Genomic DNA, 15,047 nt, shown 5'->3' on the forward strand with positions numbered 1-15,047 from the left:
GGACCTCCCGGCAGAGTCGAACCCGTCGGACTCAGCGTCCCAACCGGATCAATTGTCCCGGTACTTGGGCACCGGCGGACCGGATATGCCGGGCAGGTCCTTCTTCAGCCACTTGGCGTACGCCTGCATCCAGGGGCCGGCGCGGTACTCGTCGAGGACCTTGTTGACCCGGCGGACGAGGTCGTCCCTGCCCAGTTTGGCCGCCACGCCGTAGTACTCGGTGGTGAAAGGCTTGTCGCCTTTCAGTTCGACGGAGGGGTCCTGCGCCGCCTGGCCCGCCGCGAGCGCCGCGTCCGTCACGACCGCGTCGACCTCGCCGAGCTGCAGCCGGACCAGGCAGTCCAGCTGGTTGGAGACCGTCAACCGGTCCTTGTCGCCGGGGCCTTCGTCGTCCTTGTCCTTGAACTCGGCGCCGTGCGGGCCCTTCGCCAGCGCCTCGTAGGCCGTGGAGCCCTCGGCCGAGCAGACCTTCTTCCCCGCGAGCGACGCGTCGAAGCCGGTGATCGTGGACTGCCGGGGCGCGAGCACCTGCTGGCCGGTCTGGAAGTAGGCCGTGGAGAAGGCGACCTGCTTGATCCGGGCGCAGTTGATGGTCATCGTCCGTACGACGAGGTCCACCGTGCCGTTGTTGAGCGCGGCGATCCGCTGGTTGGTGGGTACGGCCCGGAAGATGACCTTCTCGGGGTCGCCGAGGATGTCCTGCGCGATCACCCGGGCCAGATCGATGTCGAAGCCCTCCAGCTTGCCGTCGGCGCGGCGGTAGCCCCAGCGGTAGCTGTTCTGGTCGACGCCGACGATGAGCATGCCGCGTTGCTTGATCTCCTCGATCGCCGGTCCGTCCTCGGACGACGGCCGCAGCGAGGACTCCGGGCTCTCGCAGTCGTCGGCCTTCGCGGGCTGCGCGGCGGCCGCGCCCGCGCCCGCGCCTGCCGGCGCACCGGCAGGCGGGCCACCGTGCGAGAGCGGAACCAGGGTGAGCACCGCGGTCAGCGCACAGGCCGCCGCCATCGCGGCGACACCGCCCCAGCCGCGGAGCCGGCTCCCCGGCCGAACCGTGAGGCGCGGCCTCGCCCTACCGGCGTCCGGTGTGACATCCGGTGTCACGCCCGGTGCCACGGCCGACGTCCCGTCCGGGCCCGGTGCCGTGGCCGACGTCGCGTCCGGCATCCCGTTTCCCATCTCTCCCCCTCTCACCGGTACTCCGAAAGCCTGCGGCCGATGCCGAGGATCGCGCCCAGCGCACCGAGCACCGCGAGCGCCGCCGCCCCGATCGGCAGGCCCGCCAGCGCGCCCCTGCCGTCCTGAGCCGACTGCGTGAACTCGGCCTGCTCATGGGCCAGGGCCCGGTCCAGCGCGGCGTCGACCTGGTCGAAGCACTGCCCCGTGGAGCCCTTGCTGCCGATCACCTTGGCCAGGGCCCCGTCGTAGTCCCCGGCCTTGTCGGTGTCGCTGGCGGACTTGTGCCGGGTCTTCCACTCGGACACCGCGGTGACGGCGGTCGCGACCGGTGTGCGGCCCTCGCCGTCGTCGGCGAGGCTCTCCGCCCGGACGAGCGAGTCACGGAGTCTGCTCATGCCCGCCGTGTAGTCCGTCTCGTACTTGTCGCTCTTGCCGTCCGCCGTGAGCACGGCGCCACGCGCGACCAGGGTCAGATTCTCATTGGCCCGGGCCTTCAGACTGCTGATCCGGGCGTCGTTGAGGACCTTCAGGGACTCCTGGCCGTGCGCCCGCGCGTCGTTCAGCTCGGCTCTGGCGACCGCGTGCCCCACCCCGAGCCAGAGCAGGATCACCGCGGACGCCGCCGTGGCCGCGAGCAGTCCGTGGTTGAACACCCGGTTCGTGTGGTGGTAGTTGCGGCGCTGCACCCAGACCAGACCTCCGAGCGCCGCCACGCCGATGGCCAGCGACAGGAACGGCCACAGCCGCGCGTCGCCGTGGTCGTCGTAGAGCCGGGCCGTCTCCGCGTCGTACAGCTTCTGGGCCGCCGGGAGCAGCTCCGTGGTCATCTGCTGGTTCGCGTACCGCAGATAGGCGCCGCCGAGGGGGAGTCCCTGTCGGTTGTTCGCTCGGGCCCGCTCTATCAGGCCCGTGTAGCGGGGGAGCTGCTCGTTGAGCGTGGCGATCCAGTGGCCCGACTCGGTGGAACTGTCCGTGTTCGCCGCGGCCTTCACCAGCAGCCGGGACGCACTGGCGATGTCCTGGTGATACCGGTTCCGGGTCGCGGCGGGTTCCTGCGCTCCGGCCAGGAACCCGCTCGCCGCGGCCGTGTCGGCATCGGCGAGGGACCGGTAGATGCTCGCCGCGTCCGCGCTCAGTGGCTGGCTGCGGCTCACCACGTCATCGGCCGCGGTGGCGCGGTCGGCGATCTCCAAGGCGGTCACCACACCGAACGCCACGACCAGCGCGGCCAGTACGGCGCCGATGATCCGCAGTCGGCCGGGCTCCGTCGTCGCGGCGGCGCGCAGCTGCGCCGTCGTCTCCGCCCAGGCACTGCGCCGCGCGAGCGCCCCCGGGGGCGACGCCGACTCGTCGGCGGACGGCCGTGAGCCGGGTGCGGGCAACGGCGCCGGCAGTGACGGCGGCATCGCTCCGGGCAACGGCCCCGGCTGCGCCGGGACCTGAGGCACGGGTGGCGCCGGCGGACCTCCCTGATGCGGCGTGTGTGTCACCTTGACCTCCCCCTTGGTCACTGACGACGTCCCGCCTCCCGGCGGGTCGGGGGACGGCTTCCGGCCAGCAGTATGGCCGCAGGGGCGGACATCCACACCCGGGATTCACTGGATCTTGTGCTATTCCGCCCTTTGCGTCAATGCCGCCCCCTGCTTCCCGCGCCCCCACCATCAATACGTCCCCGGACCCGGATCGGTTCCCCTCACGCCGGGTTCAGCGGCGTCGCGACGTGAAACGGAGCCCGCGCGCGTGGCGCCGCCGGGCGGCGCGCACGAAGGGCCCGGGGCCGTGGACCACTCCCGGCGCACCGTCCGCAACGCGTCACCCGTGCGTGTGATCCTGACGGCGCGAACGAGACCCGCCCCACTGCGCGTATCCCTCCCGCAGTCGCGCCCGCGCCCGCGCCGGCGCTCCGACATGGTCGAGTCCCAGCAGCGCCGCACCCAGCACCGGTGGCGAGGTGACCACGGACACGGCCGCCTTCGGCGCCCGGGCCGCCAGCAGTTCGTCGATCCTGTCGCTCAGCTGCGGATGACGGGCGGCCAGCACACTGCCGCCCAGCACCACGGGCACCTCCTCGTCCAGCAGACCGAGCCGGCCGAGCGCCACCGTCGACAGGGCGACGACCTCGTCCGCGAGCCGGTCGACGAGCGCGCGGGCCACCGGATCGCCCGCGGCGCCCGTGGCGAAGAGGACAGGCGTCAGCTCGTGCCTGCGCGCCCCGGCGATACGGCCCAGATGCAGCGCCTCGATCAGCGCGTACATCGACTCCAGACCGAAGTGCGCCGGAAGCGTCCGCGCGAGCTCCGTCGCCTCGCCGCGCCCGTCCTCGGCCCGCGCGGCGAACCACAGTGCCTCCTCGGCGAGTCCGGCGCCCCCGCCCCAGTCGCCGGAGATCCTGCCGATCGCCGGGAAGCGGGCGGTGCGGCCGTCCGGGAGCATGCCCACGCAGTTGATGCCCGCGCCGCAGACGACGGCCACGCCCCGTGGTTCGTCGACCCCGGCGCGCAGGATCGCGAAGGTGTCGTTGCGCACGACGGTCGTCCCGCCCCAGCCACGGGCGTGCACGGCGGCCGTCAACTCCTCCTCCTCGACCGGGAGATCGGCGTTGGCGAGGCAGGCGGAGACATGCGTGACGGCCCGGATCCCGGCCTGTCCGAGGGCCCGTTCCACCGGCTCGGCAAGGCCGTCCAGAGCCGCCCGGACGCCCACCGCGGGCGGCTGGAAGCCGCCACCGCGCGCCGCCCCGATCACGGAACCGTCGGGCCCGATCACGGCCACGTCGGTCTTGCTGTTGCCGGCGTCGACGGCGAGCACCGACACCGAAGGGGTCACTCCGCCCACGAAAGGTGCTCCCGGTTGTGCGCGATCAGCTGGTCGGTGAGCGCCTCGGCGTACTCGTACTGGCCGATCAGGGGGTGGGACAGCAGTGCCTTGAAGACCCGGTCGCGGCCGCCGCGCAGCGCGGCCTGCAGCGCCAGGTCCTCGTACGCCGTGACGTTGGCGATCAGCCCGGCGTACAGCGGGTCGAGCTCCGGCACCGCCAGCGGCGAGGCGCCCTTGGTGCCGACGGCGGCCTGCACCTCGATGACGGCGTCGTCGGGCAGGAAGGGCAGCGTCCCGTTGTTGTACGTGTTGACCACCTGGTACGGGCTGCCTCCCGCGCCCAGGAGCGAGGAGGCCAGATCGACCGCCGCCTCCGAGTAGAACGCGCCGCCCCGCTTGGCGAGCAGAGCCGGCTTCTCGTCGAGTGCCGGGTCGCCGTACATCTCCAGCAGCTGCCTCTCCATCGCGGCGACCTCGGCGGCCCGCGACGGTTTGGTCCTCAGTTCCCGTACGACCGCGTCGTGCGCGTAGAAGTAGCGCAGGTAGTACGAGGGGACGACGCCGAGCCGGTCCAGGACCTCCCGAGGCAGCCGGAGGTCGCCCGCGATGGTGTCGCCGTGCTCGGCGAGCAGGGCCGGCAGGACGTTCTCGCCCTCGGGCCCACCGAGTCGTACACCCGTCTCCCAGGTGAGGTGGTTGAGGCCCACATGGTCCAGATGCACCTCGCCGGGGGCCGTGTTCAGCAGCGCGGCGAACTTCCGCTCCAGCCCGATCGCCACGTTGCACAGCCCGACGGCCCTGTGACCGGCCTGGAGCAGGGCACGGGTGACGATGCCCACCGGGTTGGTGAAGTCGATGATCCAGGCCTCCGGTGCGGCGCGCCGGACCCGTTCGGCGATGTCCAGCACCACGGGCACCGTGCGCAGGGCCTTGGCGAGCCCGCCGGCGCCGGTCGTCTCCTGACCCACGCAGCCGCACTCCAGCGGCCAGGTCTCGTCCTTCTCCCGCGCGGCCTGCCCGCCGACACGGAGCTGCAGGAGCACGGCGTCCGCTCCGGCGACACCCGCGTCGAGGTCGGCGGTGGTCGTGATGGTCCCGGGATGGCCCTGCTTGGCGAAGATCCGCCGGGCGAGCCCGCCGACCAGGTCCAGCCGGCCGGCGGCCGGGTCGATGAGGACCAGCTCGCCGATCGGCAGGGTGTCCCTCAACCGGGCGAAACCGTCGATTAGTTCAGGGGTGTAGGTGGATCCGCCACCCACCACCGCGATCTTGGCCGGCCGGGGGGCGAGGGGTGGTTCCCCGTGGGAATGCAGCATGTGTGTCAGCCCTTCACTCCGGTCAGTGTGACGCCCTCGATGAAGGCCTTTTGTGCGAAGAAGAACACGACGATCACCGGCGCCATGATCATCACGGTCGCGGCCATCGTCAGGTTCCAGTCCGTCTGGTGCGCGCCCTTGAAGGACTCCAGGCCGTAGGAGAGCGTCCAGGCGGCGGGATTCTCCGAGGCGTAGATCTGCGGGCCGAAGTAGTCGTTCCAGCAGTAGAAGAAGTGGAACAGCGCCACGGCCGCGATCGCCGGCTTCGCCATCGGCAGCACGATCCGCACCATCGTCCGGAACTCGCCGCAGCCGTCGATCCTGGCCGCCTCGGTGTACTCCTTCGGGATGGTCAGCAGGAACTGCCGCAGCAGGAAGATCGTGAACGCGTTGCCGAAGGCGAACGGAATGATCAGCGGCCACAGGGTGCCCGCCAGGTCCAGCTGCTTCGCCCAGAACAGGTACATCGGGATGACGACGACCTGGGGCGGCAGCATCATCATCGCGATGACCAGCATCATCGCCAGACTTCTGCCGCGGAAGCGGAACTTCGCCAGCGCGTAGGCCACCGGGATGCTTGACCCGACCGCGAGCACCGTGCCGAGTCCCGCGTACAGCAGGGTGTTGCGCCACCAGGTCAGGAACCCGGGTGTGTTCCACACGGTGGCGAAGTTGCCCCACTCCCAGGTGTGCGGCCACAGCTCGCGGGTGAGCGCCTGGTCGTCGCTCATCACCGCGGTCAGGAACACGAACACGAAGGGGAGGAGGAAGAACAGGGCGGCGGCGATCGCCAGTGAGTGGACAGCGATCCACTCCAGGGCGGCCCTGCGCCGCGCGCTGCGCAGGGCGGAGCCGCCGCCGGCCGGGCTACGCACGGCGGGTGCCGCCGGGGTGAGTGTCGTGGTGGGGGTCATCGTTCAGTCCTCCGCCGACAGGAAGCCGGAGCGCCGTCTCATCAGAAACGCTGTGAACACCATGGCCAGCGCGAACAGCACCAGGGCCACGACACACGCGGCACCCGTGTCGAACCGCTGGAAGCCGAGGTTGTAGACGATCTGCGGAACGGTGAGCGTGGTCTTGTCCGGATAGCCGGGCTCGAACTGCTGCCCGGAGCCGCCGATCACCCCGCTGGCGACCTTCGCCGCGACGATCGGTTCCGTGTAGTACTGCATCGTCGCGATCACTCCGGTGATCACGGAGAACAGCACGATCGGGGAGATGTTCGGCAGCGTGACGTACCGGAACCGCTGCCAGGACCCGGCCCCGTCCAGTTCGGCCGCCTCGTACTGCTCCTTCGGCACGTCGAGCAGCGCCGCCATGAAGATCACCATGAGGTCGCCGATGCCCCACAGGGCCAGGATCGTCAGTGAGGGCTTCGACCAGAACGGGTCGTTGAACCAGCCGGGCTCCGGCAGCCCCAGCGCCGCCAGGACGGTGTTCGCCGGTCCCGTACCCGGGTTCAGCAGGAAGACGAACGACATGGTCGCCGCGACCGGCGGGGCCAGGTACGGCAGATAGAACAGCGTCCGGAACAGTCCCGCGCCCGTCCTGATCCTCGTCACCAGCAGCCCGACGCCGAGGCCGAACACGACCCGGAGCGACACCATGACCACGATCAGCCAGAGCGTGTTGCGCAGGGCCGGCCAGAAGAACGGGTAGTCGCCGAAGACGTACGCCCAGTTCTTCAGGCCCACCCAGGTGGGCGCGGTGAAACCGTCGTACTTCATGAAGGAGAAGTAGACGGCCGAGACCAGGGGGTAGGCGAAGAAGACGCCGAACCCGATCAGCCAGGGCGACAGGAAACCGAGGGTGCGAAGCGCAGCTCTCCTGCGCTTCGCCCTCAGCCCCGCCGGGACGGGGAGTGCCGCGGTCATCAGCCCGCCTGCTCGTTGTCCTTGTCGACCTGGGCGTCGGTCTTCTTCAGCCCGGCGTCGAGGTCCTTCTCCCGCCCGGCCTCGTAGGCGACGCCGAAGTCCTGGGCGGTCAGCAGGAAGGCGCCGCCGTTCACCGAGGACGGAGCGTGTGCGCTCTTCGGGTGCTGCGCGATGTCGACGAACGTGCGGTACACGGGGTCGTTGTTGAGCTTCGGCGACTTCAGGGCGGCCAGGGTGGACGGCACGTTGTGGATCGCGTTGGCGAAGGAGACGACCGCGTCGGTGTCGGTCGACAGGTACTTCACCAGTTCCCAGGCGGCGTTCTGCTTCTCACTGGTGCTGGCGATGCCGAGGATGGTCCCGGACAGATAGCCCTTGCCGTAGTCGGCGGCCTGGTCGTCCGGCACGGGGAAGGGCGCCGCGCCGATCTCGAACGGCAGCTTCGCGTCCTTCGCCATCTTGCCGCGCCATTCGCCGTCGAGCTGCATGGCGACCTGGCCGGTGTGCAGCGGGTGCTTGGGGCCCCACTCGTCGCCGAGCCCGGTGCGGAACTTCTCCAGCTTCTGGTAGCCGCCCAGCTTCTGGACGAGTCCCTTCTGCCAGGTCAGCAGTGCCTTGGTGTTGGGGTCCGAGGCCAGGCTGGACTTGCCCTCGCCGTCGAGGTACTGGATGCCGAACTGGGCGGCGTAGTGCTCGAAGGTGGTCTCGTAGCCCTGGAAGTTGGGCATGAAGCCGAGCTGCTCGTAGCTGTCGCCCTTGGCCTTGGTGAGCTTCTTGGCGACCTCGTCGAACTCGGAGAGCGTCTTCGGCGGGGCGGTGACGCCGGCCTCGGCGAACGCCTTCTTGTTGTAGTAGAGGCCGTACGCGTCACCCAGCAGCGGCACCGTGCAGCGCTTGCCCTCGTGCTCGGTGTACTTGGCCATCTGCGGCAGGAAGGTCTTCGCCGGGTCGATCTTCGCCTTGTCCAGGAAGGGCTTGAGGTCGGCGAGTGCGTTGGTGGAGCAGAAGCGGCCCACGTTGTCGGTGGTGAAGGAGGAGACGACGTCCGGAGCGTTCGAGCCGCCCGCCCGCAGCGCCTGGTTGAGCTTGTCGTCCGTGATGCCCTTGACGACCTTGACCTTGATGTTGGGGTGCTTCGCCTCGAACGCCTCGATGTTCGCCGCGATCGCCTCGACCTCGCTGGGCGCGCTCCAGCCGTGCCAGAAGGTGAGGGTGGTCCGCGCGTTCGGGTCGTCCTTCGCGCCGGCGTCGTTGGACCCCGTACAGGCGGTGGCGAGCAGGGCTATCGAGGCGGTCGCGGCCAGTGCGACGGCCGTGGTGCGGCGGCTTCCGGGCATGACGCTGTCTCCCTGGGGGCGGGGCATGGACGGGACGGGGTCGGACGGAGCGGAGCAGTGGACCGGGACGGGGCAGTGGACCGGAGGCGGACCAGCGGACCGAGATGGAGCAGTGGACCGAGGTGGAGCAGTGGACCTGGACGGGGCTGAGGACCGGGTCGGGGGCGGTGGTGTGGACTTCAGCGCGAGGTGTCGAAGACCTCGTCGCGGGTGGCCGCCAGGGCGCTCTCCAGCGCCCCGCGCAGCACGGGATGCTCCTGCACGTCGCCGATGACGAGACGCGGCCGGGACGGGGCCAGTTCGGCCAGCTCCGACTGGACCCGTGTCCGCAGCGGTTCCCCGCCGGCGACGGTCAGCGGTCCGGAGAGAACGACGAGTTCCGGGTCGAGTACGGCGACCATGGAGGCGAGACCGGTGGCGAGGCCGGTCCCGAAGGCGTCGAGCAGCATGCGGTACGGACCCGACTCGGCCTCCGCGGCCCGCTCCAGCAGCCCGGCCGCGACCTCGGGGTGCGACCCCTGCCCGATGTCCTCGATGCCGAGTTCCCTCGCCAGCCGGGGCACCGTCTGCGCGCCGGCCAGTTCCTGGAAGCCGCCGCTGCCCGCCTTGGAGACCTGTCGCACCAGGGGCGTACCGGGCACCGGCAGGAAGCCGACCTCGCCCGCGCCGCCGGTGAAGCCGCGGTGCAGCCGTCCGCCGATGACGAGGGCGGCGCCGAGTCCCTCCTCGTTCCACAGCAGAACGAAGTCGTCATGGCCGCGGGCGGCGCCGAGCCGCTGCTCGGCCACGGCGACCAGGTTGACGTCGTTCTCGTACTCGACGGGCATCGGCAGCACGGCCGCCAGTTCGTCGAGCAGGGTGGGGGAGTGCCAGCCGGGCAGATGGGACGCGTACCGGAGCCGCCCGGTCGACGGGTCGAAGGCGCCCGGGGTGCCGATGACCAGGCGGTGCACATCGGCCCGGGTGATCCCGGCGGCCTTCACGGCCCCGTCGAGGGCGTCGGTGACCTGCCGCACGACACCCTCGCCGCGCCGTGCCGGGGTCGGCAGGACGAACTCGCCGACGGTCGCTCCGGTGATGTCGGCGACGGCGGCGCGGATGCGCTGCGGGGTCACGTCGAGGCCGGCGGCGAAGGCGCTGCGGGCGTTGATCGTGTACAGCTGCGCGTTCGGCCCCGGCCGGCCTTCGGTGGTGCCGGTGGCGACGACCAGACCCGCGGCCTCCAGCCGGGCCAGCAGCTGGGAGGCGGTGGGCTTGGACAGACCGGTCAGCTTGCCGATCCGGGTGCGCGAGAGCGGCCCGTGCTCCAGCAGCAGATCGAGCGCCGCGCGGTCGTTCATGGCACGGAGTACGCGCGGTGTCCCCGGGGTAGTACCGGCCACGACGACGCACCTGCCCTTCGAGCATTGTTAGGAAAGTTTCCTAATTGACGACGAGAAGGTAAGTGCCCCGCCGTCGCTCCGTCAATACCCCGCGACCCGCGAATGCCCCGTGACGTGAAAAGGGCGCCCCCGCCGTCACGGCGGGGGCGCCCTTTCCGGGCTCGTACGACTTCCTGCGGCGTCCCGGGCCCGTCCTGAGCCCTCCTGCGGCTACTTCGACAGGCTGGCGGGCGGGGAGATGGGGGACGCCGCCAGAGACTGGGGCGACGTCGTCGAGGAGTAGGCCGACGGGGCCGCGACGCCGGCCGTCGGGTCCTTCACGGGCTGCTCGCCGTCCGCCTGCAGCGGCAGACCGCCGACGATCCGGATGCCCGCCTCGTCGAACGCCCGCTTGATGCGCCAGCGCAGCTCGCGCTCCACGCCCAGCGCCTTGCCCGGCATGGTCTTCGCGGCGACCGAGACCGTCATCTGGTCCAGCAGCACCTCGGTCAGGCCCAGTACCTCGACGGGACCCCACAGCCGCTCGTTCCACGGCTCGTCCTTGGTCATGGTCCCGGCGGCCTCCTCGATGACCTTGCGGACCTGGTCCAGATCCTCCGACGGGCGCACCGCGACGGCGACGGACGCCGTCGCCCAGCCCTGGCTGAGGTTGCCGATCCGCTTGACCTCGCCGTTGCGGACGTACCAGATCTCGCCGTTGTCACCGCGCAGCTTCGTCACCCGCAGACCGACCTCGATCACCTCGCCCGAGGCGACACCCGCGTCGATCGAGTCGCCGACGCCGTACTGGTCCTCCAGGATCATGAAGACGCCGGACAGGAAGTCGGTGACGAGATTGCGGGCACCGAAGCCGAGCGCCACACCGGCCACGCCCGCCGAGGCGAGCAGCGGCGCCAGATCGATGTTGAGCGCGCCGAGGACCATCAGGCCGGCCGTGCCGAGGATCACGAACGAGGCGACGGACCGCAGGACGGAACCGATCGCCTCGGAACGCTGACGGCGCCGTTCGGCGTTCACCAGCAGACCGCCGAGGGCCGTGCCCTCCACGGCCTGGGCGCTGCGGTTCATCCGTTCGATGAGCTTGGTGAGCGCGCGGCGGATCGCGATCCGCAGCAGGACCGCGATAACCACGATCAGCAGGATGCGCAGACCGACGCTGAGCCAGGTGGACCAGTTCTGCTCCACCCAGCCGGCGGCGTTGTTGGCCCTCTCCGCGGCCTCGTCGAGCGTGACGGGCGGGGCAGACGGATCGGCGGCCAGGAACACGGCGGGGACCTCCGGTTGTGCGGTCGGCGGACCATCCACACTAACGGGGCATCGGGGATGCCCCGGTCCTTCACCGGGGGGAGAGACGAGGCTCACCCGGGCATCCTTCCGGTGTGGCCGAGCGCACACAAAATCCTTCCGGCCCGTTACGGGGACGTAGTGGCGCTTCGACCAGGCATGAGGAGAGACTGAGAGCAGATCGTCCCGGCGCGAGCCACGCGCCGCCGGCGTACAAGGAGGCATCCGTGCCGCATGTCCTGGTCCTCAACGCGTCGTACGAGCCGCTCGGCGTCGTACCGCTCCGCCGCGCGCTCGTCCTCGTCCTCGAGAACAAAGCCATCTGTCTCGAGGAGTCCGGCGCCTTCATGCACAGCGAGACCCGAGTGATGCCCGCGCCCAGCGTGGTCAGGCTCAAGCGCTTCGTCCGGGTCCCCTACCGGGGGCCCGTTCCTCTGACCCGCCGCGCGCTGTTCGCCCGCGACGGGGGCCGCTGCATGTACTGCGGTGGCGTCGCAACCAGCGTCGACCACGTCGTTCCGCGCAGTCGCGGCGGTCAGCACGTCTGGGACAACGTGGTGGCCGCGTGCCGCCGCTGCAACCACGTCAAGGCCGACCGGCACCTGCGCGAGCTGGGCTGGCGGCTGCGGCACCAACCAGCCCCGCCGAGCGGCCTGGCCTGGCGCATCATCGGCACAGGGCATAGGGACCCGCGCTGGCTGCCATATCTGCAGCCGTTCGGCGCGGACGACGCGATGGCCCGGATCGACGGCATATCCGCCTGAGGATCCGGGCCACTGTTGTGTGCGGGTGCCCCCGCCGGCCCTCGGGTCAGGGGGCGCCGGCCCTCGGTCAGGGAGCGCCGGCCCCCTGCTCCGACACCGCGTACGCCTCCACCGACCACAGTGAGTAGCCGAAGCGGGTCGCGCGAGTCTCGCCCTGCACCCGGACGAAGCGGATGCCCGGCGCGTCCATGCGGATCGACTCGCGTCCGCCCCTGCCGTCGCGGACCGTCGCCGCCGTGCGCCAGTTGCGGCCGTCCGCCGAGACCTGGATGCGGTATCGCGTGGCGTGGGCGTCCTGCCAGTGCAGCACGACCTGGCCCAGCCGGGTCTGCCCGGGCAGCTCCGCCTGCCACCAGGCGCCGTCCTCCGCGGGGGAGGACCAGCGCGTGGCCGGGTCGCCGTCCGTGGCCGCGGAGGCCGGGAAGTCGGGCGTCTCGTCGCCTGAGGACGAGACCCTGGCGGTACGCAGCACATCGGGGCCGCCGGTGCGCGGGTAGGCCCGCACGGTCAGGGTGCGCTCCTCGCCGTCGAAGGTGAACGGCACCTGGTACTCGCCCGCCGGAGTCCCCGGCGGCACGGTCACCTCGACCGGCACGGCCGTCCGCCTGCCCCGCGGCACCCGCACCTCCTTCGGCACGGCCACCGTGATGCCCTTCGGGGCCTTCGCGGTCAGCGGACCCCGCACCTCGTCCGGCCGCCGGGCGGCCACGTACGCCTCGGTCCGCTGCGGGCCGCCGCCGATGGGCGCGTCCAGTTCGCCCCGTACGAGCGCGAGCCGCGCCCGGGGTTCGTCGGCGAACCACGGGACGAGCGCGTGGACACCGGCCGCCCCGGTGATCCGCAGCGCGTCCACCCGCAGTCCCTGGGTGCGGTGCTGCGTCCAGCCGGACGGGGTGAGCGCGCCGAGCCGGCGCCAGCCCTCGCCCGGCACATGCGCCTCCAGCGTGCCCGCGACGCCGGCCGCGCCCTCCGCGGCGGGCTCGGTCATCGCGGTCACCACTTCGACGGGCCGGGCGCGGTCCAGCCGCACCGTGTACGCGTCGGCGGTCCGGGTCACCGGTCCTGGCCTGCGGTCCGCGCCCGTCCACGCCGCGGACTCCTTCGCCACGCGGGTCAGGAACGGGCCGAGGACGCCGTTGCCGACCGTGACCTGCCGTGCGCCGATCGCCGTGCGCAGCGGCGCGAGGGCCAGCGAGGACCGCCACGCCGTCTCGCCGTCGCCGCGCGCCTGGGCCTGGAGCATGTCGACGGCGACCTCGCCCGCCGTGCCGTAGCGCGCCAGCTGGTCGACCCACGGCCCCACTTCGGCATCGAGCGAGGCCAGTCGCCGCGGCGCCTCCCGCATCACGGTGAACGCGGCCCGCAGTCGTCCGGCCGCCGCGTCCCTGGCGTCCGCGTCCGTGCTGGTACGGGAGCGCCAGAACTCCGCCAGCAGCGGGCTCAGATAGGCGGACTCGGTGGGGTCGAGCAGGGACGACGCGTGGTTCCCGGCGAGCACGCCGAGCGCCTCCCGGGTCTTCGGATCGCCGCCCGCGAGGTCGTCTATCGCCGCCCGCCAGGACTCCTGCGGCCGGTAACCCTTGGGGTTCCAGGCGTAGTCGGCGGCGGTGAACAGGGGGATGCGGGAGGCGGCCGGCTGCTCCATGGCGTTGGCGAGCAACGCCGCCGAGCCCGTCGCGACGGCCGGCTCGCGGCCGGTGTAGGGGCCGAGGAAGAGCCGGTCCTGGGCGTAGTCGTTGACCGGATAGTTGTCCATCGTGACCACCGGGTGGCGGAACACCTCGCGCGCCCCGGCCAGTTCCCGCCCGGTGATGGTGCGCGGTACGACCCCGACGCCGGTCCAGGCGACCTGCACCCGGGCGTCGAGTGCCGAGGCGAGGGCCGTGCGGTACTCGGTCGCGCCGTCCTGGTAGAACTCCGTCGGCATCACCGTGAGCGGCGCCGCCTCGGGGTGGCGTTGCGCGAGATGGTCCGCCAGCTCCCCGGCGAGCCGCGCCTGCGCCTTCGCCGCGGCGGCGGGCCCCGAGCCGAAGGTGTCGGCGTCCCGGTCGCAGTGCCACTCGCTGTAGCTGACGTCCTGGAACTGCAGTTGGAAGGCGCGGACGCCGAGCGCCCACATCGCGTCGACCTTGCGCTTGAGGGCCTTGGCGTCGTCGTCGGAGGCCAGGCACATGGACTGGGCGGGGGCGACGGCCCAGGCGAGCGTCACATGGTTGCGGGCGGCCCGCTCGGCGAGTTCGCGGAACGCGGCGCGCTGGTCGGCGGGATACGGATCGCGCCAGCGGGTCTGCCTGAAGGCGTCGTCGCCCGGCGCGTAGAGGTACCGGTTCTGCTTGGTCCGGCCCATGAAGTCGAGCTGAGCCAGCCGCTGTTCGTGGGTCCAGGGCTGTCCGTAGAACCCCTCCGTCACTCCGCGCACCGCCGTGCCGGGCCAGTCCCGCACGGCGACGCCGGCGACCGAGCCCTCCTCGACGAGCTGCCGCAGCGTCTGGGCGCCGTGGAACAGCCCGTCGGCACCGACACCGTCAAGGGCGACGGTGTCCCGGCCCAAGACACGGCCGGTGGCGATGCGGTAGCCGCCGGAGGGCAGATCGGCGCGTTCGGAGGCGCGCAGGGCGCGCAGGGCTTCGAGTGCGCCGCTGCCGCCGAGATGGAGCACGGGGCCACGGCCGGGCAGCGAGGTGTGGACGGTCCGCACCCCGGCGGCACGCAGCGTCTCGCGGACCGCTTCCACGGCGTACGGATCGGCGTCCGGGGCGGCGAGGAGGGTCACGTCCTCACCGAGCCGCACGGCCGCTCCGGTGGACTTCAGCGTCTGCGGACGCGGCCAGACCGCGGGCGGTGTCCCCTCGCCCTCCCGGTCGGGCACGGTGGTGGCGGGGGGACCCGGTACGTCCGGGGCGGCGGCGGCTCCGGGAGCCGTGCCGAGCAGTCCGCCGATGACCGCGACGGCGACGGCCGTAGCCGTCTGCTTTCTGCGCCCGAACCGCACATCAGGCTCCCCTCGACTCCCCGTGCCCCAGCGAAACGGGTTCGAGCCCACCACCGGTGCGGTGAACGTGTCAATGTGGCTGACTGTTGTGTCGTATTTGCC

At 71.7% G+C, this 15,047-nt stretch carries 11 protein-coding genes; 1 reads left to right on the forward strand and 10 read right to left on the reverse strand.

The genetic code is table 11. From position 1 onward, the window contains the following. Positions 1–48: 48 nt before the first annotated feature. The 9 genes from ACIQMR_RS32010 to ACIQMR_RS32050 all read right to left on the reverse strand — a co-directional run bounded on the left by ACIQMR_RS32010 (position 49) and on the right by ACIQMR_RS32050 (position 11,171). Positions 49–1,179, reverse strand: a complete 1,131-nt coding sequence (locus tag ACIQMR_RS32010) for a glutamate ABC transporter substrate-binding protein (protein WP_401394732.1) — start codon at positions 1,177–1,179, stop codon at positions 49–51. A gap of 11 nt (positions 1,180–1,190) precedes the next feature. Then, a complete protein-coding gene (locus ACIQMR_RS32015) occupies positions 1,191–2,585 on the reverse strand; it encodes a hypothetical protein (protein WP_401394735.1) in 1,395 nt (464 codons plus the stop codon). Between the two features lie 406 nt (positions 2,586–2,991). Beyond that, complete coding sequence (locus ACIQMR_RS32020; protein ID WP_401394867.1) at positions 2,992–4,005, reverse strand: N-acetylglucosamine kinase; 1,014 nt, start codon at positions 4,003–4,005, stop codon at positions 2,992–2,994. Next, positions 4,002–5,312, reverse strand: coding sequence for a 6-phospho-beta-glucosidase (locus ACIQMR_RS32025; RefSeq protein WP_401394738.1), 1,311 nt, complete (start codon positions 5,310–5,312; stop codon positions 4,002–4,004). Before ACIQMR_RS32025 ends, ACIQMR_RS32020 begins: the two co-directional genes overlap by 4 nt. A gap of 5 nt (positions 5,313–5,317) precedes the next feature. Further along, positions 5,318–6,226 carry a carbohydrate ABC transporter permease gene (locus tag ACIQMR_RS32030; protein ID WP_401394741.1) on the reverse strand — a complete coding sequence of 303 codons (909 nt, stop codon included), beginning with the start codon at positions 6,224–6,226 and terminating at the stop codon, positions 5,318–5,320. 3 nt (positions 6,227–6,229) lie between these two features. Beyond that, positions 6,230–7,186 carry a carbohydrate ABC transporter permease gene (locus ACIQMR_RS32035; protein WP_401394744.1) on the reverse strand — a complete coding sequence of 319 codons (957 nt, stop codon included), beginning with the start codon at positions 7,184–7,186 and terminating at the stop codon, positions 6,230–6,232. Further along, positions 7,186–8,523 (reverse strand): ABC transporter substrate-binding protein, encoded by a 1,338-nt coding sequence (locus ACIQMR_RS32040; RefSeq protein WP_401394747.1) that lies wholly within the window; start codon positions 8,521–8,523, stop codon positions 7,186–7,188. The genes ACIQMR_RS32035 and ACIQMR_RS32040 overlap by 1 nt, the downstream gene beginning before the upstream one ends. Before the next feature lie 179 nt (positions 8,524–8,702). Then, the gene (locus ACIQMR_RS32045; protein WP_401394750.1) at positions 8,703–9,905 is read right to left on the reverse strand and encodes an ROK family transcriptional regulator; all 1,203 of its coding nucleotides are present in this window, start codon (positions 9,903–9,905) and stop codon (positions 8,703–8,705) included. A 210-nt stretch (positions 9,906–10,115) separates the two neighbouring features. After that, positions 10,116–11,171: a mechanosensitive ion channel family protein gene (locus ACIQMR_RS32050; RefSeq protein WP_401394752.1), complete on the reverse strand. Its 1,056-nt coding sequence runs from the start codon at positions 11,169–11,171 to the stop codon at positions 10,116–10,118. Positions 11,172–11,416: 245 nt separating this feature from the next. Here ACIQMR_RS32050 and ACIQMR_RS32055 point away from each other — a divergent pair, with 245 nt between their 5' ends. Further along, on the forward strand, positions 11,417–11,953 hold the full coding sequence (locus ACIQMR_RS32055) for an HNH endonuclease (protein WP_266374166.1): 537 nt from the start codon (positions 11,417–11,419) through the stop codon (positions 11,951–11,953). A gap of 67 nt (positions 11,954–12,020) precedes the next feature. On the opposite strand, the gene ACIQMR_RS32060 is transcribed toward ACIQMR_RS32055, so the two are convergent. After that, positions 12,021–14,945: a beta-N-acetylglucosaminidase domain-containing protein gene (locus tag ACIQMR_RS32060; protein WP_401394756.1), complete on the reverse strand. Its 2,925-nt coding sequence runs from the start codon at positions 14,943–14,945 to the stop codon at positions 12,021–12,023. Positions 14,946–15,047 lie beyond the last annotated feature (102 nt).

The organism is Streptomyces sp. NPDC091376 (assembly GCF_044757085.1).
GTDB classification, from domain to species: domain Bacteria; phylum Actinomycetota; class Actinomycetes; order Streptomycetales; family Streptomycetaceae; genus Streptomyces; species Streptomyces pratisoli.

What these genes read in the sequence shown, in the direction of transcription:
- ACIQMR_RS32010 (WP_401394732.1), bottom strand. Translation starts at nt 1,179, where the DNA reads ATGGGAAACGGGATGCCGGACGCGACGTCGGCCACGGCACCGGGCCCG.
- ACIQMR_RS32015 (WP_401394735.1), bottom strand. Translation starts at nt 2,585, where the DNA reads ATGCCGCCGTCACTGCCGGCGCCGTTGCCCGCACCCGGCTCACGGCCG.
- ACIQMR_RS32025 (WP_401394738.1), bottom strand. Translation starts at nt 5,312, where the DNA reads ATGCTGCATTCCCACGGGGAACCACCCCTCGCCCCCCGGCCGGCCAAG.
- ACIQMR_RS32030 (WP_401394741.1), bottom strand. Translation starts at nt 6,226, where the DNA reads ATGACCCCCACCACGACACTCACCCCGGCGGCACCCGCCGTGCGTAGC.
- ACIQMR_RS32035 (WP_401394744.1), bottom strand. Translation starts at nt 7,186, where the DNA reads ATGACCGCGGCACTCCCCGTCCCGGCGGGGCTGAGGGCGAAGCGCAGG.
- ACIQMR_RS32040 (WP_401394747.1), bottom strand. Translation starts at nt 8,523, where the DNA reads ATGCCCGGAAGCCGCCGCACCACGGCCGTCGCACTGGCCGCGACCGCC.